Below are 24,963 nucleotides of genomic sequence, written 5' to 3' on the forward strand. Positions count from 1 at the left end.
CCCCCGACCAAGGCTTCCCCCTGTGATCCTGTCCACGGCCATAGCGAAGGAGACGGCAAAGATGACGTCATCGCCGATACCGGGTTTCGACATTCCCCGCACCGCCCCCGACGGATTCGTCCATGAACCCGACGCGGCCGGCGCCTTCTGGGAAAACAGCGCCGCCAATACCCTGCCCCCGCCGGACATGGTTGCCGCTTATCAGCGCAATCGCCCCCTGCCCACGGATGGCATCGAAGACCGCAAGGCCTATATCATCGGTGGCGGGATCGCCGGCCTTGCTGTCGCCTATTATCTGATCCGTGACGGCCATATGCCGCCGGCCAACATCATGATCCTCGAAAATCTCGATATAGAGGGCGGCTCGCTCGACGGCGCAGGCAATGCGCAGGACGGCTATATCATCCGCGGCGGGCGCGAGATGAACTGGAACTATGACAATCTGTGGGACATGTTCCAGCATGTCCCCGCGCTCGAACTACCCGAAGGGTTCAGCGTCCTCGACGAATATCGGATGGTCAACGACAATGACCCCAATTGGTCGAAGGCCCGGCTGATGCATCAGCAGGGCAAGATACGCGACTTCTCCACCCTCGGCCTCACCCGCGCGCAGCAATGGGAACTCATTCGCCTGCTGCTCAAGCGCAAGGAGGATCTGGATGACCTGACGATAGAGGATTATTTCTCCAGGGGCTTTCTCCAGAGCAATTTCTGGTTCCTCTGGCGCTCCATGTTCGCCTTCCAGAACTGGCAGAGCCTGCTGGAAATGAAGCTCTACATGCACCGCTTCCTCGACGCGCTCGACGGACTGCACGATATGTCGGCGCTGGTCTTCCCGAAATATAATCAATTCGACAGCTTCGTCCGCCCGCTCAGCAAGCTGCTCCGCGACAAGGGCGTGCAGATCCGCTTCGATACCCAGGTCCGCGACATGCACATGCGCCTGGACGGCGACCGGCGCACCGTCACCGACCTTGTGTGTCGCATCGTCGGGCAGGATCAGAATATCGCCATCGGCCCGCAGGATCTGGTCTTCGCCCTCACCGGATCGATCACCGAGGGGACGGCCTATGGCGACATGGATCATGCGCCGGCGTTGAAACGGGGCAAGGCCGATCCCGGCCCCGACAGCGACTGGACGCTGTGGAAGAATCTCGCCGCCAAGTCGCCGATCTTCGGCCGGCCCGAGAAATTCTATGGCGACGCGGACCGTTCGACCTGGGAATCGGCGACACTCACCTGCAAGCCCTCGCCGCTGGTCGACCGGCTGAAGCAGTTGTCCGTCAATGATCCCTATTCGGGCCGCACCGTCACCGGCGGGGTCATCACCTTCACCGACAGCAATTGGGTGATGAGCTTCACCTGCAACCGCCAGCCCCATTTCCCCGACCAGCCCGGCGATGTCCTGGTGCTGTGGGTCTATGCGCTGCTGATGGACAAGGACGGCAATCATGTGAAGAAGCCGATGCCCGCCTGCACCGGGCGCGAGATATTGGCCGAACTCTGCTATCATCTCGGCATCGCCGACCAGATCGATGCCGTGGCCGCCAATACCAAGGTGCGCCTGGCACTGATGCCCTATATCACCGCCGAATTCATGCCGCGCGCGGCTGGCGACCGGCCACGCATCGTGCCGGAGGGCTGCACCAATCTCGGCCTGCTCGGCCAGTTCGTGGAAACCAATAATGACGTGGTTTTCACCATGGAAAGTTCGGTCCGCACCGCGCGGGTCGCGGTCTACACGCTGCTCGATATCCCCAAGGCCGTGCCGGATCTCAGCCCGACCCAATATGATATCCGCAATCTGCTGAAAGCCGCCCGCGCGCTCAACAATGGCGAACCCTTCATCGGCGAGCGATTGCTGCGTCGCCTGCTCGACCGCACCTATTTCGCCCATATCCTGCCGCCCGCACCCGACGGCGCGCCACTCGACCGGGCGGAGGAGGAATTGCGCGGCCTGCTCGGCAAGGGCGGCGACGCGATCCAGAGGGTCGGCATATGGCTCAGCGGCTTCCGGGAGGCGCTGCAACGCCGGGGCGACTGATCCTGCCCACCCAAACGAAAAGGGGCGCGGCCATGATGGTCGCGCCCCTTTTTCATTCCACTGCCTGCTCGGCGCTTAGGCGCCAGCGGGGGTCGGATCGCCGAACGGCCCCTTGCGCTTGCGCGTCTTGGGGATGGACGACCCCGCGGCCGGGATCACCGACGGCTTGATCGTGGTGCCGTCGTCGCGGGTGATTTCCCCCTTCTCCAACAGCGCCTTGATCTCCTCGCCGGAGAGCGTCTCATATTCCAGCATGGCATTGGCCAGCAGGTGCAGCTGGTCCTCATGGTTCTTGAGCAGTTCCTGCGCGCGGGCATAGCCCTGCTCCACCAGACCACGGATTTCCTTGTCGATCAGCTTCGCCGTCTCGTCCGACATATGGACACGCTGGCTCTGCGAATAGCCAAGGAAGGTCTCGCCCTGCTGCTCTTCATATTGCAGCGGCCCCAGCTTGTCGGACATGCCCCACTGGGTGACCATGTCGCGCGCCAGCTTGGTGGCATACTGGATATCGCCCGACGCACCCGACGACACCTTGTCATAGCCGAAGATGATTTCCTCGGCGACGCGGCCGCCCATGGCGACGGCCATGTTCGCGTGCATCTTGTCACGATGATAGCTGTAGCTGTCCCGTTCCGGCAGGCGCATCACCATGCCCAGCGCACGACCGCGCGGGATGATCGTCGCCTTGTGGATCGGGTCGGACGCCGGCTCATGGACCGCGACGATGGCATGGCCCGCCTCATGATAGGCGGTCATCTTCTTCTCGTCGTCGGTCATGACCATGGAGCGACGCTCGCTGCCCATCATGACCTTGTCCTTGGCCGCCTCGAACTCGTCCATCGCGACCAGACGCTTGCCGCGACGGGCCGCCATCAGGGCGGCTTCATTGACCAGGTTGGCAAGGTCGGCGCCCGAAAAGCCCGGCGTGCCGCGCGCGATGGTGCGCGGGTTGACGTCGGGCGCCAGCGGCACCTTCTTCATGTGGACGGCCAGAATCTTCTCGCGGCCCTCGATGTCGGGACGGGGCACCACGACCTGACGGTCGAAGCGGCCCGGACGCAGCAATGCGGGGTCCAGCACGTCGGGGCGGTTGGTCGCCGCGACGATGATGATGCCCTCATTCGCCTCGAAGCCGTCCATCTCGACCAGCAGCTGGTTCAGCGTCTGCTCGCGCTCGTCATTGCCATTGCCCAGGCCCGCGCCGCGATGGCGACCGACCGCGTCGATTTCGTCGATGAAGACGATGCAGGGCGCGTTCTTCTTGGCCTGCTCGAACATGTCGCGCACACGAGATGCACCAACACCGACGAACATCTCGACAAAGTCGGAACCGGAAATGGTGAAGAAGGGCACGCCCGCTTCCCCCGCGATCGCACGGGCCAGCAGCGTCTTGCCGGTGCCCGGCGAACCGACCAGCAGCGCGCCCTTGGGGATCTTGCCGCCAAGGCGTGCGAACTTGCTCGGATCCTTCAGGAATTCGACGATTTCCTGCAGTTCCTCGCGCGCTTCGTCGATGCCGGCGACGTCATCGAACGTCACCTTGCCATGCTTTTCGGTCAGCAGCTTGGCCTTGGACTTGCCAAAGCCCATCGCGCCACCGGCGCCGCCCCCCTTCTGCATCTGGCGCAGCACGAAGAAGGCGATGCCCAGGATCAGCAGGAACGGAAGCGACTGGTACAGCATGATCTGCCAGAAGCTGGGCTGCTGTTCGGCCTGGCCCGAATATTTGACATTATAATCGTCCAGCAGGTCGGTCAGCTTGGGATCATTGACCGGGACCGTGCTGAAACCCTGGCCACTCGACAGGGTGCCGGTGATCCGGTCGGGCGCGATCGCCACATCCTTGACCTGGCCTTCCTGCACCTTGGCGCGGAATTCCGAATAGGCGATGGCGCTACCGGCCTGGGTGGTCGGGCGCTCGAACAGCGAAACGAACAGGAGCAGGGCGATGATGACCCCTGCCCAAATCATCGCACTCTTGATCCAGGGATTACCCTGTGGGTCTTTTTCGTCGTTCATCATCACTCTCTTTCACCCCGCAAGATAGGGTGTGGCCGACAAAGCGCAAGCTGGACGCACTGTCCGCTGCCGATTTCCAGCTAGTCAGTTGCCGGTGAACTGGAACAGCGCGACATAGACCAGCACCAGCGCCAGGCCGGCGGACAGGCCGCACAGCAGATAGCCCATATAGAGAAGCAGCGGCGGATGCGGCTGGTTCAGCTTCCGGTTCCGCTTTGCCGCCGAGAGGATCACGCTGGCCAGCAAGCCATAGGTCAGCGCCGCAAATTCCATCATTCCGAACAAATCCCGCTATTGGTCACGCTCTTGTGGTTAACGGCCCATGGGTTAAGAACCGGTCAGCATGCCGCCCAAAAGCGACGGACCGAAAGCACGGCAAGTCGGACGGTGGAACCTTCCCAGGAGTCTCAGCGGCGCGGTGGTGCCGGGGACAAGGTCCACACCGCGCCACCGCGCAGCAGCCAGTCGCCCAGACTCGCCTGTCGCCCGGCCCGTGCGGCGGCAATCGCCCGGTCCAGCGCCTCGCCACGCGGCAGCACGATCTCCGGGTCGGCGGAACAGAGCATCTCGATCAGCAGGCGCCGCAGCAATTCGCGCGGCAGGTCGGTGCGATCCAGCACCCAGGCATCGGTGGACGGATGGATATGCGCCGCCGCCAGCCCCGCAACCGTCCATTGCAATGCCGCTTCCGCCTCCGCCAGCGCCGCCGCGCTGCGCGCCGCCGCCTCCGCATCGATCCAGTCGACGCCCTCCAGCCGCTTGCGCAGCGCCGCCCGGTCGAAGCGCGGATCGGCATTGGACGGGTCCAGCACATAGTGCAGCCCGGCCTGGTCGGCATGGGCCTGCAACTGCGCCTTGCGCACCCCCAGCAACGGTCGCAGCACCCGGCCGGCCCGCGGCCGCACCCCGGCCAGACCGCCAACCCCCGATCCCCGGTTGAGCCGCATCAGCAGGGTTTCCAGCTGGTCGTCGGCATGATGGGCGGTCAATATCCAGTCCAACCCGGCACCGGCCCGCCACGCCTCCAACTGGGCATAGCGCTGCCGCCGCGCCCAATCCTGGATATTGCCGGACACCGCCGTTTCCGGCGCCAGGGTCGCATGGGGAATGCGCCGCTCCGCGCACCAGCGCGCGACCATCGCCGCCTCGGCCGCGGATTCAGCCCGCAATCCATGATCCAGCGTCGCGGCGGCCATCCGGCCGGGCCAGGCCTGCGCCGCCAGGTCCAGCAGCGCCATGCTGTCCGGTCCACCCGATACCGCAATGCCGAACCGGGCGGTCTCCTCCCCATCCACCAGCGCGCGCACGGCCAGCCGCAGCGCATCGGGGCGATGGGAAGGTGCCAGTTCCGGCACGTCTATCGGCTCAGACGCTGCACTTGGCCCTGGTCCGGCCTTTGTCCATCATGCCGCGCAGGCCGCTCGACAGGGTCGATCCATAGACCTGTTCCAGCTCCGCATAGACCTTGCAGGCGTCCGCAGGCTTCTTCAGCTGGATCAGCGCTTCGCCCAGGTAGGTGAGGCTGTCGGCCGCACGCTCGCCGCGCGGGCGCTTCTGATAATTTTCGTAGAAGGCAACCGACGCCAGCGCCGGCTTGCCATCGTCCAGATAGGCGCGGCCCAACAGGTTCGCGGCGCGACTGCCGACCGACCCGTCGCCATATTTGTCGACCGTTGCCTTGAGCTGCGCCTGCGCCTCAGGATAGAATTTCGCGTCCCACAGGCGGAAGCCATAGCTATAGGCGTCACCCGCCGCATCGCCGGTATCCGGCTTCTCGATCGCGGCCACCGCCGTCTTGCGCGCATCGCTCGCCACCGGCGCCGTTGCAGGCTTGGCGGGCACTGTCGTCGGCTTGGCAGCGGCCGGCTTGGGCGCGGGCGCGTCGGTCGCGACCGTCGGGCGCATCACCGGCGGGCCAGCTTCGACCGGTGTCGCAGCGCGCGCTTCGGCTTCCGCCTTGTAACGGTTGAACGCCTCTTCCAGCTGCTTGAGCTTGTAGCTGTTTTCCTCGACCTGGCCGGTGATCGACGCCAGCTGCGATTCCAGCGCGCCCACCCGCGCGGTCAGGTCGGCCACCGGGCTCGACGTCGGGCTGCCCGGCGCGATGGTCGGCGTCTGGGGGCGGGTGATTTCCGCTTCTACCGGCGTGCCGGCGGGAAACACCTTGCGCTGCACCGCCCGCATTTCCTTTTCCAGCCGGTCGACCCGCAGCTCGACCGTAGGGTTCTGCTGGGCAGCGGCCGGCGCAGGCGACAGCAGCGGGGCCGCCAGCGCAATGGCGGTGGTGGCAAGAAAGGCGTAACGCATGATGATCCCCGACTAAATCTATCCGCCTTTAACCATAGGCGGGCACGCCGCGCAATAAAGCGCGGCCCTCAGGCATCTGTCCGGCAATGGGACGGATCAGTTACCGGCGCTGGGCTGCGGCGCGGCGGGCGCGGGCGTCGATGCCGCCGGAGCGGGCACGGGCGCCTGAAGCGACGGTGTGCCAACCGATGCCGGCGCACGCCCCGGCCCAGATGGCGAGCTCTGCCCGGCCGGAACGCCAGCCGGCGTCGCCCGCGCCAGCAGCGCTTCCGCGCTCACCGGGACATCGGCGATGGTCCGATCGGCGGCGCCCAGCGGCGGGATCGGCTTGCCCCCCACGGTCACGTCCAGCGCCTGCGGACGACCGGTCAGGATCGTCGGATTGCGCGCGTCGGCCGGCAGGGTGAAGCTTTCACCCTTTTTCAGCAGCCCATCCTTCAACCGTTCCCCCGCCTCGTCGACGATGCGCATCCACACATCGTCATTGGCGGTGAACACGACCGGCCCGGTGACAGGCGCGGCGGCAGGCGCCGGCGCCCCGGCCTGCTGCGGCGCAGCCGGCTTCTGCTCCTGCTGCTCGGCGATCTGCTCGCCGGTCGGCGGGGTCAGCAACTGGGTGCGCCAGATGGTGAAGCCAGCAATTACCACGATCCCGATGACCGCTGCGGTCCAGGCCAGGGTGCGCGACGGCACGCGCGCCGGGTCGGCCGGCTCGAACGCCTCGTAACGGGTCGCACCCATGTCCGAATTATGCACGGCATTGCGCACGTCGGCGGCGATCGCCACCTCATCCAGGTCGATCGCCCGGGCATAGGCACGCGCAAAACCCACGGCATAGGGGATGCCCGGCAGTGCAGCATAATCGTCCCGCTCGATCGCCTCCAGCTGGCGCTGGGCTATCCGGGTGCGGGTTGCAATATCCTGTACCGACAGCCCCTGCGCCTCGCGCGCGGCGCGCAACTTGGCGCCGGGGGTGCTGGGCTGCGCTTCCGTCGCGTCGTCCGCGACGGGTTCGAATTCGGGTTCGTCTGCCATGCTGCTCCGCGACCTTGATTGGCGGCCTTGTCTCATTGCGGGACGGCGCTTGTCAACGCCGGGGCGGTGTCTTTTCAGGCCAGCTCGATGTTCCGCTGCTCGGCCCAACTGGTCAGCTGCGCGCGAATGTCTCCCGCCCCGCTATCCAGCAAGTCGCGCATCAGCGCCTGCAACTCGGCCGCGTCGATCGCCCGGATCATCGCCTTGACCGGACCAACCGATGCCGGCGTGATCGACAGGCGCCGCACGCCAAGGCCGATCAGCGCCATCGCCTCCAGCGTGCGCCCCCCCATCTCGCCACAAACGCCGACCGGCACCTTGTAGATTTCGCAAATGCGCACCACCCGATCCAGGAAGCGCAGGATCGCGATGCTCAGCCAGTCATAACGTTCCGCCAGTTTGGGATGGGCGCGATCGGCGGCGAACAGGAACTGGGTCAGATCGTTGGTGCCGATCGACAGGAAGTCGAGCCGCGGCAACAGCATGTCGAGCACTTCGGCGAGCGCCGGCACTTCCAGCATCGCGCCATATCTGACCGCAACCGGCAGCTTCTTCTTCTGCCCCGCCAGCCATTGTCGCTGATGCTCCACCAGTGCGCGCGCTTCGTCATATTCCCATGGCTCGGATATCATTGGGAACATGATGTTCAGCACCTTGCCCGCGCTCGCTTCCAGCAACGCGCGCGCCTGCGCCTTCATCAGCCCATCACGGTCCAGCGCCAGGCGGATCGCGCGCCAGCCCATCGCCGGATTATCCTCATGCTCGTCATCCTCGCGCTGCATGTACGGCAACGCCTTGTCGCCGCCGATATCGACGGTGCGAAAGATGACGGGGCGATCGCCCGCCGCGTCCAGCACATCCTTGTAGAGCCGCTGCTGCTTTTCGCGCTGCGGCAGCGTGGCCGACACCAGGAACTGGAATTCGGTTCGGAACAGGCCGATGCCATCGGCGCCGACCATGTCGAGCGCCTGCGCATCCTCGCGCAGGCCCGCATTGACCATCAGCTCGATCCGCGCCCCGTCCAGCGTCACCGACGGCAGGTCGCGCATCGCCGCGAACTCCGCCCGCCGCTTCTGCGTGACATGCAACTTGGTCTCGAACGCCTCCTCCATGTCGGGGGTCGGCCGGATCAGCAGCGCATTGCTACCCACATCCATCAGGATCACGTCGCCTTCATTCACCTGATGGCGAATGTCGCGCACGCGCCCCAGCACCGGCACGCCCATGGCGCGGGCCACGATGGTGACATGGGCGGTCAGCGATCCTTCCTCCAGGATCACGCCCTTCAGCCGCCGCCGGTCATATTCCAGCAGTTCCGCCGGCCCCAGGTTGCGCGCGATCAATATCGCGTCCTGGCGCAGGCCCATCTGCGCCGCCGTGCCCAACTGGCCCGACACGATCCGCAACAGCCGGTTGGCCAGATCCTCCAGATCATGCATCCGATCGCTCAGCAGCGGGTCGTCGATCTGCCGCATCCGCATGCGCGTGCGCTGCTGCACCCGCTCGATCGCCGCTTCGGCGGTCAACCCGCTGTCGATCGCCTCGTTGATCCGGCGCGTCCAGCCCTCGTCATAAGCGAACATCTTGTAGGTTTCGAGCACCTCCTGATGCTCGCCCTCGGTCCCGAACTCGACCGCGCCGGTCATCCGATCGATCTGCTCGCGCATCTTGGCAAAGGCGGAAATGACGCGCGCGCGCTCCGCCTCGGTATCCTCGGCGACGGTATGCTCGATATGGACGCGCGGCTGGTGGAAGACGACATGGCCACGCGCCATGCCCATCACCAGTTGCAGCCCGGTCATGATGTTCGACCCGGTTTCCTGCACCCGCGCATCGGCCGGGCCGTCATCGGCCAGTTCGGCATTGGCGATCAGCTCGGACAGCACCATCGCCACCGTCTGCAACGCCTCGATCTCGACCTCTTCATATTTGCGCGGCTCGACATGCTGCACGCACAACACGCCCAGCGCCCGCTCGCGCCGCACGATGGGGACGCCGGCAAAGCTGTGGAACAGTTCCTCGCCGGTTTCGGGCCGATAGGAAAAGTCGGGATGGGCCGCCGCCTCGTCCAGGTTCAGCGTCTCGACATTGGTGGCGATCAGGCCGACCAGCCCCTCGCCCTTCGCCATGCGGGTGACATGCACCGCCTCCTGCTTCAGGCCGCGGGTCGCGAACAGTTCCAGCACGCCCTCGCGCACCAGATAGATGGAGCAGACCTCGCTCGACAGCGATTCGCCGATGATCTCCACCACCTTGTTCAGCTTGGCCTGCGCGCTGGTGCGCGCCGCCATCACTTCCTGCAAGCGGACGAGTATCTGGCGGGCGGCGGCGGCGGGCGTGCTGGGCATGCCCATGCGCTAACAGATCGGCCGCTTTCTTTCCAAGCGCTTTCACATCGATATGACGATCACATCGGCAGAAAAGCACGATTGTTGCGCATCGCTGATAACCGACATGATCTTCCTCATTTGCTTGGCGGAAACATCCTGTACATTCGTTTAATCGAGCAAAGGCGCCATTCAGGCCTTCAGGGAGTTCAGGGATCATGGAAACGACCACGCCGACGGAGTTTGAACAGGATCTTCTCGACCGCGGCTATTCGCGTCGCCAGTTGGCGAAGGTGAGCGCGCTGCTGGGCGCCGGCGCCGTCGCGATGCGCACCGTGGGTGCCGCCGCGCAGCAGGCGGCCAAGCCGGTCGCGGGCGCCGTCCGCATCGGCGCCAACGAATGCTGGACCGGCCCCTTCCCGGTGGCGCAGGAAGCCGCGTTCAAGCTGGTGCGCGAAGGCAATCGCTACGAACCCGATGATGAACATGCCAAGCTGTTCGCCGCCGTCGCCCAGGTGGAGGGCATTCCGGCAGACCGCATCGTCGCCTGGCCCGGCTCGTCCGATCCGCTGAGCCGCGTCGCCGTCGCCTTCGCCTCGCCGACCAAGAGCATCGTCACCGCCGACCCGACCTATGAAGCGATCTGGCGCACCGGCGACTGGCTCGGCGCCAAGGTCATCAAGGTGCCGCTGACCAAGGACAATGCCCATGACGTCCGGGCGATGCTGGCGGCCGATCCCAATGCCGGCGTCTATTATATCTGCTCGCCCAACAACCCGACCGGCACGATCACGCCGATCGCCGACATCGAATGGCTGGCCGCCAACAAGCCCAAGGATTCGGTGCTGGTCGTCGACGAAGCCTATATCCACTGGACCGACACGCCGCGCGCCGCCAAGCTCGCCGCCACGCGCGACGATGTGCTGGTGCTGCGCACCTTCTCGAAACTGTTCGGCATGGCCGGCATGCGCCTCGGCCTCACCTTCGCGGCGCCCTCGCTGATGGCAAAGATGATGCGCTATGATGGCGGCCAGGTCACCGGCATGCTGCCGATGACCGCCGTCGCCTGCGGCACTGTCTCGGTCGCCCAGGCCGACCTCATCAAGGCGCGCCAGGCGGAAATGGCCGCCAACCGCGACAAGGCGATCGCCCATCTGACCAGGAAGGGGATCAAGGTTCTGCCGGGCAGCAAGGCGAACATGTTCATGGTCGACTGGGGTAAGCCCGCCAAGGACATGCAGGCCGCCCTGCTGGCGCAGAATGTCCAGATCGGCCGCAACTGGCCGATCTGGCCCAATGTCTCGCGCGTCTCGGTCGGCTCGGCCGAGGAAATGGACGCCTTCTCCAAGGCCGTCGATGCGGTCTGGAAGGCCTGATCTAGCCTGACCTTACGAAAAAGGGGCTGCGGCGCGCAAAATAAAGCGCGCCGCAGCCCCTTTTGCATTGCGGAAATTGTTTCCGACTTCGTTCTCCCAAACGAAATCCAAGGCATTTCGCAGGAAAATAAGGGGACAATCGGCATGACCATGATGTTGGACAAGGAAGCGCGGGAAGACCTGATCGAGCGCGGCTATTCGCGCCGCCAGCTTGCCAAGGTCGCCGCCCTGATCGGCGCCGGCGCCGCTATGCACGAAATGCTGGCCTCGCCGGCACTCGCACAGCAGCAGGCCGCCCGTGGCGTCAAGGGCGCGGTGCGCATCGGCTCGAACGAATGCTGGACCGGCCCCTTCCCCTCGGGCGTCGATGCCATCGCCAAGGCCGGCGCGGTCGGCAACTGGTATGATCCCGACAATTATCGCGGCGACCTGGTCTCGACCATCGCCAAGGTGGAGGGGATTCCCGAAGCGCAGGTGATGCTGTGGCCCGGCTCGGGCGGCCCGCTGGTGTCCACCGTCGCAGCCTATTGCTCGCCGACCAAGGGCTTGGTCACCGCCGACCCGACCTTCGAATCCGCCTGGCGCACCGCCGATTATCTCAAGGCCCCGATCGCCAAGGCGCCTCAGGCCGTCGGCAAGGGCCATGACGTAAAGGCGATGCTGGCCGCCAACCCGAACGCCGGCCTCTATTATATCTGCACGCCCAACAACCCGACCGGCACGATCACGCCGATCGCCGATATCAAGTGGCTGCTCGACAACAAGCCGGCCGACGCCATGCTGCTGGTCGACGAAGCCTATCTCCACTTCTCGGACGCACCCAGCGCCGCTTCGCTGATCGGCAACCGCAAGGACATCATTGTCATGCGGACCTTCTCGAAGCTGTTCGGCATGGCCGGCATCCGCCTCGGCCTCACCTTCGCCGATCCCGAAGTGCAGAAGCGCCTGATGCTGTTCGGCCCGTCGGCCGGCGGCCTGTCGATCACCGCCATGGCCTGCGGCAACGCCGTCTATCCCGAAGCCGCGCTCATCAAGGCGCGCCGCGACGAGATGATCGCCGCCCGCGACAAGACCATCGCCTGGCTCACCAAGAAGGGCATCGAAGTCCAGCCCGGCAGTGAAGCCAACATGTTCATGGTCAACTGGAAGAAGCCGGCCAAGGAAATGCAGGCCGCGCTGATGGCCGCGCCGGAAAAGGTGCAGATCGGCCGCAACTGGCCGATCTGGCCCAATGTCTCGCGCGTCACCGTCGGCTCGGCCGAAGACATGACGAAATTCTGTGCGGCTGTGGACAAGGTCTACAAGGCCTAAGCCCGTCCACGGCACCCCATAGCAAAGCCGTCACGAAGGAGGGGCGTCCGGACAACCGGGCGCCCCTTTCGCGTCAAGGCGCAGCGCCTTCCTGACTGTCCAGCGCCTTGCGATCCTCATGCGACACGAACTCGCAGGTCAGCAATGTGCGCCCGGCCAGGGCAGGCCCCTGCCGCGCGACGACGGAAATCAGCCCCATTTCGCGCATGTCTTGCGCCGCATCGTCCAGTTGCCGCGCAAAGCCCAGGCTCGACGCGCCGAACAACCGGCTCTTTTCCTTGGCCAGCCCATAACGGGCGGCAGCGGCCTCCGCGACCTCGCCATCCAGCAGCACGCCGACCGACATGCCGGCGAAGACCACTGCCCGCGCCATAAAGCCGTCCCGTTCGATCGGCGTGGGCAGCGTATAGATCGCCGCGCCCAGCATGGACATGTCCGCCTTCGCAAGCTTCTCGGCCGCCTCATAGAGCGCGGTCGCACTGTCGGTCGAATAGGGCGGCTGGCACAGTGCCGCGCCGAAAAAGTCCGGCGCCTCCTGCGCTGCGGCGGGAGAACCCAGCAAAATGCTCATCGGCAGAGCGAGGGTGCATAATTTTCTCATGCGCGCGAGATGCGAATTTTATGCTGTATTTTCAATAACGGTAATCCACCCGACGCGTCAGAACAGGTTCCCGCCGTCACTCGGTACATCCGTCGACAGCGCGCCATCACCATTGCCGGCCGCCTTCGCCGCGCCCAACTGATTCAACGCTTCGGCCGTTTCCGCACGGATGCGTCGGACGCGACCGGCGATGACCGAGTCATCATCGGACACCAGACGCCCCGCCGCTTGCTGGCTGTCATCGGCGACCACCCCCTGGAAATAATAGTTGGCCGGCATGCCATTTTGCACCGCCGCCGCATCGATCAGCGCGGCCGCCCAGTCGAAACCGATGCACCGATCAAAATCACGCACCATGTGCGATGCCGCCAGCCGATTGTGGCAATCCCGGCTATAGTCGGTCGCGCCTGACATGCCCGTATCGATATAGACCCGGTCGAATTCGGCCACCGCCCACTCGATGTCCGCCTTGTCCAGCGCCGGGATGAACGATGCGCCACCCGTCCCCTCTTCCGCCAACGCCTCGCCCGACAAAGCATAGCCAGCCATATCGTTGATCGGCTCGACATCATTATAGGACGTGGCCGCCGCGTCGGGCTGTCGCGATCGATCCTGCCAATAGAGGGCGATCATCGCCAGCGCCCCGACCAGCACGGCATAGCCGGCAATCTTGGTCCCGCGCCGAGCCAGGCGCCCTGCCGCCCGCATGCTATCCTTCGGTGCGGCTGTCCGCCGTCGATTGCCGGCCTGCGCAACATGGGGCGTCGGTTTGGTCCCCGGCTCGAACACCTCTTCATATTCGGCCTCGATGATACCGTCATCGACCGGCCTCTGACGCACTCGTCGCCCTCGCCCCAATGGCAGCAGCGCCAGTGTCGCCGCGATCACCATCGCTGCGATCGCGGGCAACAGGAAGGCCAGGCCCGGCGCCACGAACAACAAGGCGAAGAACCAGTGCCAGCCCCAGACATTCTTGGCGCACAGGAAAGCCGCGATGGTCAGTGGCAAGGTGAAGCGGAAATAGAGGCACAGAGCGATGACGAACAACGCGCCCAGAACGCCCAGATAGGTTTCCAGCCCCTGCAGGGATGCGACGATTTGCGCGATCGCATAAAGCGCAATGAATATCCCCGGCATATCGTCTCTCGCTTCCTGCCCGTTCCGTATGCAGACGACCTGCTGCACCGGCGCAATATTGGGCGATAATCACGATTTCCTGAATTTATCTAGGCCATTGTCCAATTTGATCGGCGATCGGCAGGAAAATAAGGGCGCGCCCGCCAGGACGCGCCCCGCTCAGAAGATCTTCCGCACCGACAGCATCAGCGTCCGCCCCTCGGGATCGAGATAGGCGGGCTGATAGGCGACGGGCGTCGTGCCCGTGCCATCGGTCACGCTCTGCCGCCGGTTGAGCAGGTTGCCGACGGTAAAGCTCAGCCGCATGCCCCGCGCCCAGTCCTGTCCACGGAACCGGTTGGCCATGTTGGCAAACAGCCGCAGGTCGAACGTCACCAACTGGCCAAAGCGCAGGTCGCCACCCGACGCCGTCTGGTCCCCGGTCACATGCGACGCGCTCTGCCAGTTGCCGTCCAGCCGGATGCCGACGCCATTGTCGATCACCCCGCTGCTCAGCTGCACCTTGTGGCGCGGCTGCGGACTGCCGCCCAGCGTGCCGCCGTTCAGCAGGTCGACCCACGGCCCGCCCTCGCTCAGCAGCACCGCGTCGCGCAGCATGATGCTGTGATAGAGCGAGAGTTGCAGACGCGCGCCATTGTCGCTGCCGCCGCCGAACGGACCGCCACCGGGCGGGCCGAAGCCGCCCCGTCCACCGGGTCCACCGGGACCGCCCGGACCACCGCCGGGCGGCGGACCATCAGGCGGCGGCCCCATGCCATCGGGCGGAGGGCCAGGCGGCGGGCCAAAGCCGTCCGGCCCGCCAAAGCCGCCGGGCGGCCCCATCGGCGTCGCATCATCGGGCCGGTGGCCGTCGACCAGGATCGCATCCTGCTCGGCATCGGGACCACCGCCGGGCGCGCCCTCTGCGGGCGGCCCATCGCCACCCTCCGCCTTTGGCGCCGCCATCTGCGCCTCATTCCCCTGCGCCGCTGCCCGCCGCCATGGCGGCACGAAGCCGGCCGGGGGCTCGGGCCGCTTGGGCTTGCGCAATATCTCCGTGAAATTGAGGCCCCAGCGCAGCTGCTTCACCTCCTCGCGCGCGACATTGACGGAGCGTGTGTCGATCCGCGTCAGCATTCCTTCCTCGTCGCGGCTGTAGCGATCGGGGAAGGCGCTCTCCAGCGCGGAGGACACGCCGGTCAGGCTGATGATCGCGTCGCGCGTCTCGCTGCTCACATAATTGGCCGACAGGGTCAGGTTGACCTTGGTGAGCGGCTTCACCGTCGCGCCCAGCTTGAACTGGTGGCGATTGTCGGCGGTCAGCGCCGGATTGCCGCCACTCACCTGCGTCACCGTCACGCTCTGCCCGCGCACATAGTCATAGACGCGCACATTGCTGGTCGTGATGGTCGGGCTGTTGCGCTGGTCCAGCGTCGGCGCGGTCCGGTCATTATTGACCGCCGCGATGATGGTGATGCCGGTGCGCGGCGTCCAGCTCAGGCCATAGCCCAGCGTGCCGAGCGTGCCATAGTCGGAAACCTGCGTCACCGACGCGTTCATGTTGGCGGTCAGCGTCCCCAGCACCGGCAGGAAGCCATTGCGCCGGCTGGCGATCGGCAGGTCGAAACTGATCTGGGCGCCGCCATTGGTGCGGCTGGCGGTCCGCTGCGACATCACCCCGTCCAGCGTGCTGGACGATCGCAGGCTGCTCGTGTCGCCGCTCAGCCGCAGGTTCATGCCGACATTGCCGGCCGGCAGCTTGAACAGCTTGCCATTGACCAGCAGGCTGGCGCTGCCCGTGTCCTGCAACGCGCGCGCCTTCTGCGTGCCCATGGCCCCCAGCAGGCTCGCGGACAGCACGCCATCGGCCGCCACATCGCCCGCGTCCAGCGCCGCCTGCACATCGTCCAGATCATAGCCGCGATCGCTGTCGGTCCGGCTATCGCTATGGCTGTAGCTGCCGATCACCGACAGGCGCCAGGTCTTCGACAGGTCGATATTCAGGCTGACGCCGCTGCTCAGCGTCAGCGCGCGCGCATCCTGATGCAGCGGATCGAGCGACAGGATGCGGTCGACCGTCTCGTCGCCATCGGTCAGGCTGCCGGTGGGCAGGCCATTCAGTGCCTTGCTCGTCTTGTAGTCCGCCCGCCCGTTCCAGGACAGGTTCGCCGTCTCGCTCAGTTGATGCGCGACCGTGGCGTTCAGCATATAGCTGCGGGTGGCGGGCGACAGGGTGCGATAGGCGCGGTCGTCGCTGACCCGCCCGGTCGGATCACTCGCAGCCTCCGGATCGACGATCACGTCGCGCTCGCTTTCCAGCAGCGAGGCGGAGGATTTGGCCCGCGCAGTCACGCTCACCCGGTCATTGTCGCGAATGCGGGTATAGCCCACGTCGCCGGCCAGATTTTCGCCCTGCCCCGCCGTCGCGATCCCGCCGCCCGCATTGGCGACCTGTGATCGGAAGCGCCGGTGCAGGATGATGTTCACCACCTTGCGCTGCGCGTCATAGCCATATTTGAGCGCGACCTCCTCGGGCAGGATGTCGAGCCGCAATATCGCCTCGGTCGGCAGGTCGCTGACCTCGTTGACGCCCGAAATCCGCTTGCCATTGACCAGCACCACCGGACCGTCATCGCTGCGCCCCTGATTGCTGCTGGTCTGCGCCGCGATCTCGTCCAGCAATTCGCTGACCGTGCCGACGCCATAGGCATCGATGTCGGCACGGCCGAGCTGGTTCTGCGCGGGAATGTCACCGATCACCGCGCCCGGCGGCGCCTGCCCGGTGACGACGATATCGTCGCTCGCCACGCTCTGCGCCGCCGCCGGTGTCGACAGGGCGAACGGGGACAGGGCGAACAGGCTGCATCCGGCGCGCAGCAGGGCGCTGCCCACCCGACGGCAGGACAAGGATAGGCAAGGCATCGGCATCTATCCCGTCAGTTGCGCGGCGGCGGTCCGCCCGCGCCGCCCGGTCCACCCGGACCGCCGGGGCCACCGGGGCCTCCACCGGGACCACGCCGCGGCATCAGGCTGCGCATCTCCTCGGCCGACAGCACGCCGTCATGATCGGCGTCCGCCGCATCGAAGCGGGCATGTTCGAACGCCAGCACTTCCTCCAGCGAGGCGCCGGCGTCATAATTGCTGTTGGCCTGGGCGATCGCGCTGGCATTGAGCGGCTCGATCAGGCGGCCCAGTATAGCATCCTCGGGGTCGTCGCCCAGCTTGGGCATGATCGCCTCGGCCACCGGCCCGCCCTGATCGCCCATCGCGCCGGTTTCCGACAAGGCTACCGATCCCATGCTGCTTTGCCAGGCCTGGAACTCAACCAGGCTCAGCGTGCCGTCATGATTGCCGTCGATCGCCTCGAAACGGGTGCGGATGATCGCTTCGCGCCGCGCCTGCACCACCAGCCGCAATTCGTCGATCGTCACGATGCCGTCGCGATTGCTGTCGGCTTCGGCAAACATGGCGGTCACGATCCTGTCGATCTGGCTGCGCTTGATCGGCTTCATCTCGCGCGGCTTTTGCGGCCGGCCTTCGCCACCACCGGGAGGGCCGCCACCGCCGCCGGGCGGGCCACCGCCCATGCCTCCCCCCATGCCGCCGCCGCCCATACCGCCACCCATGCCCCCCTGGGCCAGCAGCGGCGCCGAACAGAGCAGCAGCGCCGCCCCGATCATCATCTTGCGCATCGCGCCTCATCCTTCTTCATGAAAATGGGAAGGGGGCGGCGCCGTCCCCCGGCGCCGCCCCGCGTCGATCGCGATCAGAGCGTGCAGCGCACCCGCTTGCCGCGATAGAGATAGCTGTCCAGCCTGGCGTCATAGCTCTTGTAGCGATTGCGGCAGGCCTTCTGGTGCGCCGCGCCGGTCGAGTGGCCCTTGACCGGCTGGGCCTTGGCGGGCTGGGCCTTTGCCGGGGCAGGCTTCTTGGCCGGGGCCTTGCTGCTCGCCGGCTGGCTCGCGCCATGATGCGGCGCCTGCGCCATGGCCGGCGCGCCCAGCGTCGCCATCAGCGCGGCGGCGCCCAGGGTCAGGAGCGAAGGATAAGTCATGTCATGGCCTTTCATGTGGGTGGAAAATCTCCGTCCCGTCTGTGGCCACCCCATTTTGCCCCGGCATTTCACGAATATTTCAGAAGCCCGCGCCTTATTGCCCTCCTCTCTCAAAGGCTTGGGATGGCGCCTCCGGTGCGCGCGCGCATCACCGCCGCCTTGCTAAATTCCCGATATCCGGTATCCAATCCCGCAAATTGAACTTGAACTGGGAGGATGGGATGCGGTTGAGGCAGGCAATGATCGGGCTGGCCCTCCCCCTGCTCGTCGCGGCCCAAAAGCCCAACGCGTCGCCCGCTCCCGCCGCCTCGCCCGCCAGCTGGACCGACCCGACCACCGGCCACCGCATCGTCCGCGTCGATGACCGGCCGGGCAATTATGGCCTCTATTTCAACTATAATCCCTTCACTCCCGACGGAAAGCGCATGGTCTATCTGACGCCGGAGGGGATCCGCGTTGCCGACACCAGCAACTGGCGCACCCGGCTGGTGCTGAAGGAAAAGGTCGACCGGCTGCTGTTCGTCGGCCACCGCGCCAATGTCGCTTATTATACCACCAACCCGACCGGCAGCAGCGACGGCGAGCCCTCCTTCATCGTCTGGTCGGTCGATCTCGACAGCGGCAAGCGCCGCCGGATCGCGGCAATGCCGGGCGGCCGCATCGAATCCATCAATGCTAACGACACGCTGCTTGCCGGCCATCGCGAACTCGCCCCGCCGCCGCCCGCCATCGCCGCCCAGGGCAAGCGTGATCCCAAGACCGGCTCGCCCAGCTATAGCGGCACCGACGATCAGGGCCGCCCCCTCTCCTTCGCCGCCGCCAAGGAAAAATGGATGGAGGCCCGGCTCGCCGCCGGCGTGCCGATGGAAATCTTCGCGATCGACATCGCCACCGGCCAGCAGCGCCGCATCACCGCGTCGAAGGACTGGCTCAACCATGTCCAATTCTCGCCGACCGATCCCGATCTGCTGATGTATTGCCATGAAGGCCCCTGGCAGCAGGTCGATCGCATCTGGACCATCCGCACCGACGGCAGCGCCAAAACCAAGGTGCATCAGCGCATTCTGCAGGGCGAGATTGCCGGCCATGAATATTGGGCGCCCGACGGCCGCACCATCTGGTACGACCTCATCATGCCGCAGGGGATGCGCTGGCTTGCCGGCCATGACGTCACCAATGGCGCGCGTCGCTGGTATGCGATCCGTCCGGGCCAGGGCTCCTATCATTTCGCCTCATCGCCCGACGGCCGCAGCTTCTCCGGCGACGGCGCCAATGACGGCAAATATATCAGCCTCTTCCACCCTCGCCCCGACGACAATCCCCGCGCCCGCAACACGCTCGGCGGCGACGCGCTGATCGCCACCGGCACGCTGGAAACGGAACGGCTCGTCGATCTCGCAAGCCATGACTACACGCTCGAACCCAACCAGCATTTCACGCCCGACGGCAAATGGCTGGTCTATCGCAGCAATGTCGCCGGCAGCCCCGCCATCTATGCCGTCGAAACCGCGAAACCCCGCTAGACCGCGCGCGGACAAGTCCGACGCCCGCCGAATGGCGAGGATGGATGGGGTGCGCAATGCCCCTTATCCCGTCATGCCAGCGAACCCTGAGCCACCTTTGTCGTAACAATAGGTTCGGGCCGAGGGGTTTCGGTTGCAAAATCGAGTATGCTCATCAGGGCACCATGTAGCGTGGCGTGGATTTCGCCACGCTTCTCGCCGGGATGCAGGACGATCCGGTGAATGAGCGAACGAATAGCGCCGGAGGCGTCAAGCCGGGTTTCAGGGTCTTCGAGCGCCTTGCAGAACCGCTCCACTTCCCGCTTGTAGATTTCGGCGATACCTGGATGCACATCAGGCATCGCTTGCGGGGCCTGCGCCATGCGGGTTGCGATGTCGGCCTTCTGCCGTTCCAGTTCCGCCATGCGGGCCTTCATCGTGGGCTGGTATAGCCCGTCCTCGATCGCGGTCATGATCCCGGCGATGGCGCGCTCGATCTTGTCCAGCGCGCGGCCGTCGGCTTCGACCTGCGCGCGCGCCTCGCGGTTCTCGCGGTTGATATGCTCGGCATAGGCGGCGACTGCTGCCTGCACCTTCTCCGGCGACACCAGCCGTTCGCGAAGGCCAGCAAGCGCCCGCTCTTCCAGTGCCTCGCGGCGAACGGTGCGGTTGTTGTCGCAAGTATGGCGGCGATGATGATTGATACAGCCAAAGCGCCCATTGACCGCCAGACCGACCTTGCCGCCGCACACACCGCACTCGACGAGACCAGACAGCAGAGTGGCGGGGCGGCGGGCGCGGTGCATCCGGCTCGCCTGCGCCGCATGAACGCCATCGATCATCGGCTTGTATTGCTCGCCAAGCACGTCCTGTCGGTGCTTTACCGCCCGCCACATATCATCGCTGACGACGCGAAGTTGGGGCGCTTCGGCTCGAACCCATTCGGCCTCAGGATTGGGACGGCGCACGGTTCGTCCGGTGCGCGGGTCCTTGACGGCCTGCTTATGGTTCCACACACGCACGCCGACATAGAGTTCATTGTTGAGGATGCCGATCCCGAGACTGCGCTTGCCGCGTATGGTGGTGTCGCTCCACGGACGGCCTGATGGCCCCGGAATGCCATCGGCATTAAGATCGCGCGCGATAGCGCGCGGGCTCTTGCCAGCCGCGAACTCGCGGAAGATGCGTTCCACAATGGGCGACTCTGACGGCTCGATCCGACATTCGCCGCGCACCAGTTCGCCCTCACTGGAAAGGCGGCGAACGGTCCGATAGCCGTAGCCGACCGGACCCGCCGAGAAGCCCTTCTCGACCCGCCCGCGCTGCCCGCGATGGGTCTTCCTGGCGAGGTCTTTCAGGAACAGCGCGTTCATCGTGCCCTTGAGACCGACATGCAGTTCCGAAATCTCGCCTTCGGCGAGCGTCACCAAGGGAACGCGCGCGAACTGGAGATGCTTGAAGAGCGTCGCCACATCCGCCTGATCGCGCGACACCCGGTCCAGTGCTTCGGCAAGGACGATATCGAACTTGCCCGCCTGAGCGTCCTGCACCAGCGACTGGATGCCGGGACGCAGGATCATGCTCGCGCCGGAAATCGCGGCATCCTCATAGACGCTCACCACATGCCAGCCCTCGCGTGTCGCGCGCTCGCGGCACACGCGAAGCTGATCCTCAATCGAGGCCGCGCTTTGCTGATCGGAGGAGTAACGGGCATAGAGGGCAATACGCATCATGACATACCTCCCGTTTCGCGCCGTCAGGCGGCCTTGGTCAGCATGAAATCGACATGGACGGCATCGAAGGGAAACACGATGCCGCGCCCTTCCTTGCGGATCACGCCTGCCGCAAGGAGCGCTTGCACGTCGCCATGCACCGCCTTCATGTCCCGTCCCACACGGCGCGCCGCCTCGCGGATCGACATGACGCCCTGGCCGGTCATGGCCTGAATGAGGTCCCAGCGCTTGCGCGTGAACGTCTGCCACAGCAGGTCGGGGCTGGCGAAGCTGTGATGCGCGCCTTGGGCCTTGCCCTCGAACGCGGCCAGCGCGCGGCGTGTCACCTCTTCACGGGAGGCGACCGAGAGCGTTACAGTGTTCATGTCGGTTTCCATTGATCCACGTCCTTCCAAAAGTCCGCCAGCAGCGCGGCGGGCGTCGTGAAGGCATAGGCCGTTTCCACCTCGCCGATGTGCCGGTGATCGCCCTTGCCTGCCTCATTGTCGTAGCGCAGCACGCAAACGCTATCGACGACATAGGCAAGGGCGTATTTGAGATCGTGCGCCGATCCCTTCACCGGCTTTGGCACCCGCCATATCCGCAGTTCGACGAAGGAGACTGCATCAAGCTGGTGCCGCTCATTGAGCAACGGTTCCGCCTTCATGATGGCTTATATGCCATCATTAGCATTCGATGTCAATGAATCCATCATTTGCTTGTCTCCGGCTCATTGTCATTGGCCGCCCTCCAGGCGCGGATATGCTCCCGTGCGATGTGGCGGCCGATGGCCTCCGCTATGCGGGTCAGCGCCGCCTCCACATCAATGTCGGGCGGTTGCTGGGCAGGCTCATTGTCGTTGGCGGGGCGAAGGCGATCAGGGGGCGCGGCATCGTCACCCTTTTCCATGGCTCGCCTTTCCCTGCGAGGAAGGATTGTCGTTGTCGGCCCTGTAGCCAGCGGGATCAGCGATCCAGCGGCTTATGGCGGACTCGTGCCAGCCAGCGCCATGGATGCTGATCTTGAGTTGGGCAGGAAAGGTTCCGTCCGCCATCTTGCGGTAGATGGTCGAGCGGGAAAGCCCGGTGCGGGCGCGGACGGTATCGAGACGGATAATACGTTCTGCATTCGACATAAGGGAGGCTTTCAATCAAGCGTTGGCGATGCCCCCTAAAGCCCAGAATGGCGCAGTTTCCGCGCAAGACAAGATGCGCGCCACCGACCTTGCTGAAGGCCGGATGCCGGTTGTAGGGCAATGGAGGGACGTAGAGGGACATCGGCGGTCATAGCGGGACTTGGCGGGAACTTGCCCGCTTTGCTTCCGTATGCGTTTTCCTCAGGCGTTGTTGCCTGATTGCCACGCTTTTTACGCTCGCCGATCCGCCTCAGACCATTTGAGCTATGATGTATTCGGCATATCCATCGGTCCTTTCCCCGATGGCCTGCCCGCCAAGTGAGATGATTGCGCGAATCACGTGCTTCACGCAAGAGGCTGCTATGTCATGCCGAATGCGGCGGCGCGGATCTCGCGCAGGTTCGGGTGCCATCAAATCAACGACCGTTAAGCCTGCGAGCGGCCTGGAGGTACAGCGCATGTCCGCGCGTTTCCATATCATCACCGGCGGACCGGGTTCCGGCAAAACCAGCCTGGTAGGGCTGCTCGCGATGCAGGGTCTATGCTGCATGCCCGAAGGGGGGCGTGCGATCATTCAGGAGCAGGTCGCAAACGGGGGGACGGCTCTCCCCTGGGCGGATCGCACTGCGTTCGCCAGTATGATGTTGGACTGGGAATTGCACGCCTACAAAGCGGCAGCTTTGTGCGAAGGGCCTGTCGTCTTCGACCGGGGTCTTCCCGATATCGTGGGATACCTCCAGCTCAACGGTCTGGACGTTCCCCTTACGGTAATGCACGCGGTAGAAGTCCTTCGCTACGCCGAGCAGGTCTTCATCGCGCCGCACTGGCCTGCGATCTACAGGCAGGATGCCGAGCGGACGCAGAGCGAAATGGAAGCGAAGGTCACTTTCGAGGCCATGGTCGATGCGTACACGTCGTTGGGATACCGACTTGTTCACTTGCCTCTTGCATCCGTGTCGGAGCGCGCGGCCTTCATCCGCTCTCGGATCAATGCATGACCCTGACGCTGGAAGGCTTGTCTTAACGAGGGGGTGCTTTGATGAAGTCCGCTATAGCGTTCGCTACACCGGGAGCCAGCGGCAAGCCGGGGTCTGAGTAAGTCGCAATATTGGCTCTCCGATCATCGGAGGCAATCTCTTTCAATACATGATTGGTGGCGGGTAACAGGACCAGTTTGGCCTTGGGCTGCGCGTCTTTCAACAATTGCGCATCCCTGCGACTGACCTGGATGTCACGCTCGCCCTGAAGGATCAGAACCGGCTTCGAGCATTTTGCAGCAAGCTTTGCCGGGTCGATGGCAAACTGACTGATGAGAAACCCCTGAACCGCCGGGTGAAACAATGGAAGCAGGACGGGATTTATGCTGGCCTTGTCGACGCGGTGCCCTGCTTCGAGTTCGGAAATTATTCCTTCGGCTTCATCTAAAATAGGTGAATTTGCCGGATTAGCTTTCAACTGCTCATCCAACACCTGTCCCAAAGGCCTGCCCGGTGTAGATATAAGGATCACCCCGCAAATCTTCTCATCATCCTGCCCGGCCAGCAGTGCCACTGTCCCGCCTTCGCTATGCCCCAGCAGCCATACGCATTTGGCGCCGGTAGAGCGCTGGATGCTTGTGATCCAGGAATGCGTGTCCGACGCATAATCTTCCATGGTGACGGCGTTGGCATCTGCTATTGCGCCCGCGCTCGCGTACATGCCCCGCTTGTCGATACGGACGGTTGCAATGCCCCGCGCGGCCAGCCCCTCGGCAAGCAATCTCAGCGTGCCTGCCTTCAAGCCTGCAGAATTATTGCCATCCCGGTCTGTTGGGCCGGACCCAGGTATCATCAGGACGATCGGTGCGCTTTTCGCGGGGGACAGCATCGTCCCTTTCAGCGCCCCGTTCGGACCTTGCACCTCAGGAAAGGTTTCGAGTGGCGCAGGAGCCGTAGACGCGGCTAACGCGATGGCAAGCAGCGTGGCAGGAAAGCCCATGGGTCAACCTCGAAAGTAAGTAGTTATGCAATTTCTAGAAGGCACGCCTGCTCCGCGCAAGCAATGGTGCTGGTCGAGCGACGCATTGGAATGTTCTTTGTGACGTAGTAGGATTTGGAGATCAGCAAGGGCGTCCCCGCGCTGCGGCGCGGGCCGCGCTCTATTCCGCTTCGCTCCACCGAGCCACGCTGCGCTTGTGTCTCGGCGCCTCATGGCATGACGATCGCATGACGCGGGGAAAGCGCCTGCGCCGCTTCCATGCGGACATCGTGCATGCGCGCGATGGCGTAAAACCGGCTCCGACAAGCGGTGTGGGCGTCGCTACCCTTTAGGCGCGTCGCGGCGGGCCGCAACCTGGCTGCGCCGGGTCTTTCTCTTCGTTCCAGCCCTGCGGGTGCAACCCGCCTCTGCCGCCGCGCCTGCCGGTGCGCTCTTGCCGCCCAC

General features: G+C 65.0%; 22 protein-coding genes. 5 read left to right on the plus strand and 17 right to left on the minus strand.

From position 1 onward, the window contains the following. Positions 1 to 61 precede the first annotated feature (61 nt). The gene (locus GGQ90_RS08995; RefSeq protein ID WP_188081825.1) at positions 62 to 2,044 is read left to right on the plus strand and encodes an oleate hydratase; all 1,983 of its coding nucleotides are present in this window, start codon (positions 62 to 64) and stop codon (positions 2,042 to 2,044) included. Positions 2,045 to 2,119: 75 nt separating this feature from the next. Here the strand turns inward: GGQ90_RS08995 and ftsH are convergent, their stop codons facing one another. The 6 genes from ftsH to ptsP all read right to left on the minus strand — a co-directional run bounded on the left by ftsH (position 2,120) and on the right by ptsP (position 9,756). Next, positions 2,120 to 4,066 (minus strand): ATP-dependent zinc metalloprotease FtsH, encoded by a 1,947-nt coding sequence (ftsH, locus tag GGQ90_RS09000; RefSeq protein ID WP_188081826.1) that lies wholly within the window; start codon positions 4,064 to 4,066, stop codon positions 2,120 to 2,122. An 84-nt stretch (positions 4,067 to 4,150) separates the two neighbouring features. Then, the gene (locus GGQ90_RS09005) at positions 4,151 to 4,342 is read right to left on the minus strand and encodes a hypothetical protein (protein ID WP_188081827.1); all 192 of its coding nucleotides are present in this window, start codon (positions 4,340 to 4,342) and stop codon (positions 4,151 to 4,153) included. A 131-nt stretch (positions 4,343 to 4,473) separates the two neighbouring features. Then, positions 4,474 to 5,421: a tRNA lysidine(34) synthetase TilS gene (gene tilS, locus GGQ90_RS09010; RefSeq protein ID WP_188081828.1), complete on the minus strand. Its 948-nt coding sequence runs from the start codon at positions 5,419 to 5,421 to the stop codon at positions 4,474 to 4,476. Between the two features lie 10 nt (positions 5,422 to 5,431). Next, on the minus strand, positions 5,432 to 6,373 hold the full coding sequence (locus GGQ90_RS09015) for a tol-pal system YbgF family protein (protein ID WP_188081829.1): 942 nt from the start codon (positions 6,371 to 6,373) through the stop codon (positions 5,432 to 5,434). Positions 6,374 to 6,469: 96 nt separating this feature from the next. Beyond that, positions 6,470 to 7,408, minus strand: coding sequence for a helix-turn-helix domain-containing protein (locus tag GGQ90_RS09020; RefSeq protein WP_188081830.1), 939 nt, complete (start codon positions 7,406 to 7,408; stop codon positions 6,470 to 6,472). Between the two features lie 74 nt (positions 7,409 to 7,482). After that, positions 7,483 to 9,756, minus strand: a complete 2,274-nt coding sequence (gene ptsP / locus GGQ90_RS09025) for a phosphoenolpyruvate--protein phosphotransferase (RefSeq protein WP_188081831.1) — start codon at positions 9,754 to 9,756, stop codon at positions 7,483 to 7,485. Between the two features lie 197 nt (positions 9,757 to 9,953). Here ptsP and GGQ90_RS09030 point away from each other — a divergent pair, with 197 nt between their 5' ends. Beyond that, entirely contained in the window at positions 9,954 to 11,111 is a 1,158-nt protein-coding gene (locus GGQ90_RS09030; protein WP_188081832.1) for a pyridoxal phosphate-dependent aminotransferase, read from the plus strand. Between the two features lie 144 nt (positions 11,112 to 11,255). Further along, positions 11,256 to 12,422, plus strand: a complete 1,167-nt coding sequence (locus GGQ90_RS09035; protein WP_188081833.1) for a pyridoxal phosphate-dependent aminotransferase — start codon at positions 11,256 to 11,258, stop codon at positions 12,420 to 12,422. A 73-nt stretch (positions 12,423 to 12,495) separates the two neighbouring features. Here the strand turns inward: GGQ90_RS09035 and GGQ90_RS09040 are convergent, their stop codons facing one another. The 5 genes from GGQ90_RS09040 to GGQ90_RS09060 form a co-directional block, all read right to left on the minus strand. After that, positions 12,496 to 13,023 carry a hypothetical protein gene (locus GGQ90_RS09040; protein ID WP_188081834.1) on the minus strand — a complete coding sequence of 176 codons (528 nt, stop codon included), beginning with the start codon at positions 13,021 to 13,023 and terminating at the stop codon, positions 12,496 to 12,498. A gap of 57 nt (positions 13,024 to 13,080) precedes the next feature. Then, complete coding sequence (locus GGQ90_RS09045) at positions 13,081 to 14,160, minus strand: hypothetical protein (protein ID WP_188081835.1); 1,080 nt, start codon at positions 14,158 to 14,160, stop codon at positions 13,081 to 13,083. 159 nt (positions 14,161 to 14,319) lie between these two features. Then, entirely contained in the window at positions 14,320 to 17,031 is a 2,712-nt protein-coding gene (locus tag GGQ90_RS09050; RefSeq protein ID WP_246428180.1) for a TonB-dependent receptor, read from the minus strand. A 44-nt stretch (positions 17,032 to 17,075) separates the two neighbouring features. Further along, positions 17,076 to 17,831 carry an EF-hand domain-containing protein gene (locus tag GGQ90_RS09055; protein WP_188081837.1) on the minus strand — a complete coding sequence of 252 codons (756 nt, stop codon included), beginning with the start codon at positions 17,829 to 17,831 and terminating at the stop codon, positions 17,076 to 17,078. Positions 17,832 to 17,905: 74 nt separating this feature from the next. After that, positions 17,906 to 18,193 carry a BA14K family protein gene (locus GGQ90_RS09060; protein ID WP_246428181.1) on the minus strand — a complete coding sequence of 96 codons (288 nt, stop codon included), beginning with the start codon at positions 18,191 to 18,193 and terminating at the stop codon, positions 17,906 to 17,908. A gap of 239 nt (positions 18,194 to 18,432) precedes the next feature. Between GGQ90_RS09060 and GGQ90_RS09065 the strand changes: the two genes are divergently transcribed. Continuing rightward, positions 18,433 to 19,716, plus strand: a complete 1,284-nt coding sequence (locus tag GGQ90_RS09065) for an oligogalacturonate lyase family protein (RefSeq protein WP_188081839.1) — start codon at positions 18,433 to 18,435, stop codon at positions 19,714 to 19,716. Positions 19,717 to 19,787: 71 nt separating this feature from the next. Here GGQ90_RS09065 and GGQ90_RS09070 read toward each other — a convergent pair whose 3' ends face one another. Genes GGQ90_RS09070 through GGQ90_RS09090 form a run of 5 tightly spaced genes read right to left on the minus strand, consistent with a single transcriptional unit; the run spans position 19,788 to position 22,542 of the window. Continuing rightward, on the minus strand, positions 19,788 to 21,428 hold the full coding sequence (locus GGQ90_RS09070) for a recombinase family protein (RefSeq protein ID WP_188081840.1): 1,641 nt from the start codon (positions 21,426 to 21,428) through the stop codon (positions 19,788 to 19,790). Positions 21,429 to 21,451: 23 nt separating this feature from the next. Continuing rightward, the gene (locus GGQ90_RS09075) at positions 21,452 to 21,793 is read right to left on the minus strand and encodes an HVO_A0114 family putative DNA-binding protein (protein ID WP_185707738.1); all 342 of its coding nucleotides are present in this window, start codon (positions 21,791 to 21,793) and stop codon (positions 21,452 to 21,454) included. Then, complete coding sequence (locus tag GGQ90_RS09080; protein WP_188081841.1) at positions 21,790 to 22,074, minus strand: toxin-antitoxin system TumE family protein; 285 nt, start codon at positions 22,072 to 22,074, stop codon at positions 21,790 to 21,792. Before GGQ90_RS09080 ends, GGQ90_RS09075 begins: the two co-directional genes overlap by 4 nt. A gap of 44 nt (positions 22,075 to 22,118) precedes the next feature. After that, on the minus strand, positions 22,119 to 22,316 hold the full coding sequence (locus GGQ90_RS09085) for a hypothetical protein (RefSeq protein WP_188081842.1): 198 nt from the start codon (positions 22,314 to 22,316) through the stop codon (positions 22,119 to 22,121). Then, entirely contained in the window at positions 22,303 to 22,542 is a 240-nt protein-coding gene (locus GGQ90_RS09090) for a helix-turn-helix transcriptional regulator (protein WP_188081843.1), read from the minus strand. Before GGQ90_RS09090 ends, GGQ90_RS09085 begins: the two co-directional genes overlap by 14 nt. Positions 22,543 to 23,000: 458 nt before the next feature. Here GGQ90_RS09090 and GGQ90_RS09095 point away from each other — a divergent pair, with 458 nt between their 5' ends. Continuing rightward, complete coding sequence (locus GGQ90_RS09095) at positions 23,001 to 23,540, plus strand: AAA family ATPase (RefSeq protein ID WP_188081844.1); 540 nt, start codon at positions 23,001 to 23,003, stop codon at positions 23,538 to 23,540. Between the two features lie 22 nt (positions 23,541 to 23,562). Here GGQ90_RS09095 and GGQ90_RS09100 read toward each other — a convergent pair whose 3' ends face one another. Continuing rightward, positions 23,563 to 24,519, minus strand: coding sequence for an alpha/beta hydrolase (locus GGQ90_RS09100; RefSeq protein ID WP_188081845.1), 957 nt, complete (start codon positions 24,517 to 24,519; stop codon positions 23,563 to 23,565). Between the last annotated feature and the right edge of the window lie 444 nt (positions 24,520 to 24,963).

Origin of the sequence: Sphingobium scionense (genome assembly GCF_014197035.1) — a bacterium.
In the GTDB taxonomy this organism is placed as follows: Bacteria; Pseudomonadota; Alphaproteobacteria; order Sphingomonadales; family Sphingomonadaceae; genus Sphingobium; species Sphingobium scionense.

Excerpts from the sequence above, each read along its gene's own strand:
- GGQ90_RS08995 (WP_188081825.1), top strand. The coding sequence starts at position 62 with ATGACGTCATCGCCGATACCGGGTTTCGACATTCCCCGCACCGCCCCC.
- ftsH (WP_188081826.1), bottom strand. The coding sequence starts at position 4,066 with ATGAACGACGAAAAAGACCCACAGGGTAATCCCTGGATCAAGAGTGCG.
- GGQ90_RS09005 (WP_188081827.1), bottom strand. The coding sequence starts at position 4,342 with ATGATGGAATTTGCGGCGCTGACCTATGGCTTGCTGGCCAGCGTGATC.
- GGQ90_RS09015 (WP_188081829.1), bottom strand. The coding sequence starts at position 6,373 with ATGCGTTACGCCTTTCTTGCCACCACCGCCATTGCGCTGGCGGCCCCG.
- GGQ90_RS09020 (WP_188081830.1), bottom strand. The coding sequence starts at position 7,408 with ATGGCAGACGAACCCGAATTCGAACCCGTCGCGGACGACGCGACGGAA.
- ptsP (WP_188081831.1), bottom strand. The coding sequence starts at position 9,756 with ATGCCCAGCACGCCCGCCGCCGCCGCCCGCCAGATACTCGTCCGCTTG.
- GGQ90_RS09030 (WP_188081832.1), top strand. The coding sequence starts at position 9,954 with ATGGAAACGACCACGCCGACGGAGTTTGAACAGGATCTTCTCGACCGC.
- GGQ90_RS09035 (WP_188081833.1), top strand. The coding sequence starts at position 11,256 with ATGACCATGATGTTGGACAAGGAAGCGCGGGAAGACCTGATCGAGCGC.
- GGQ90_RS09040 (WP_188081834.1), bottom strand. The coding sequence starts at position 13,023 with ATGAGAAAATTATGCACCCTCGCTCTGCCGATGAGCATTTTGCTGGGT.
- GGQ90_RS09045 (WP_188081835.1), bottom strand. The coding sequence starts at position 14,160 with ATGCCGGGGATATTCATTGCGCTTTATGCGATCGCGCAAATCGTCGCA.
- GGQ90_RS09055 (WP_188081837.1), bottom strand. The coding sequence starts at position 17,831 with ATGCGCAAGATGATGATCGGGGCGGCGCTGCTGCTCTGTTCGGCGCCG.
- GGQ90_RS09060 (WP_246428181.1), bottom strand. The coding sequence starts at position 18,193 with ATGACTTATCCTTCGCTCCTGACCCTGGGCGCCGCCGCGCTGATGGCG.
- GGQ90_RS09065 (WP_188081839.1), top strand. The coding sequence starts at position 18,433 with ATGATCGGGCTGGCCCTCCCCCTGCTCGTCGCGGCCCAAAAGCCCAAC.
- GGQ90_RS09070 (WP_188081840.1), bottom strand. The coding sequence starts at position 21,428 with ATGATGCGTATTGCCCTCTATGCCCGTTACTCCTCCGATCAGCAAAGC.
- GGQ90_RS09075 (WP_185707738.1), bottom strand. The coding sequence starts at position 21,793 with ATGAACACTGTAACGCTCTCGGTCGCCTCCCGTGAAGAGGTGACACGC.
- GGQ90_RS09080 (WP_188081841.1), bottom strand. The coding sequence starts at position 22,074 with ATGAAGGCGGAACCGTTGCTCAATGAGCGGCACCAGCTTGATGCAGTC.
- GGQ90_RS09085 (WP_188081842.1), bottom strand. The coding sequence starts at position 22,316 with ATGGAAAAGGGTGACGATGCCGCGCCCCCTGATCGCCTTCGCCCCGCC.
- GGQ90_RS09090 (WP_188081843.1), bottom strand. The coding sequence starts at position 22,542 with ATGTCGAATGCAGAACGTATTATCCGTCTCGATACCGTCCGCGCCCGC.
- GGQ90_RS09095 (WP_188081844.1), top strand. The coding sequence starts at position 23,001 with ATGTCCGCGCGTTTCCATATCATCACCGGCGGACCGGGTTCCGGCAAA.
- GGQ90_RS09100 (WP_188081845.1), bottom strand. The coding sequence starts at position 24,519 with ATGGGCTTTCCTGCCACGCTGCTTGCCATCGCGTTAGCCGCGTCTACG.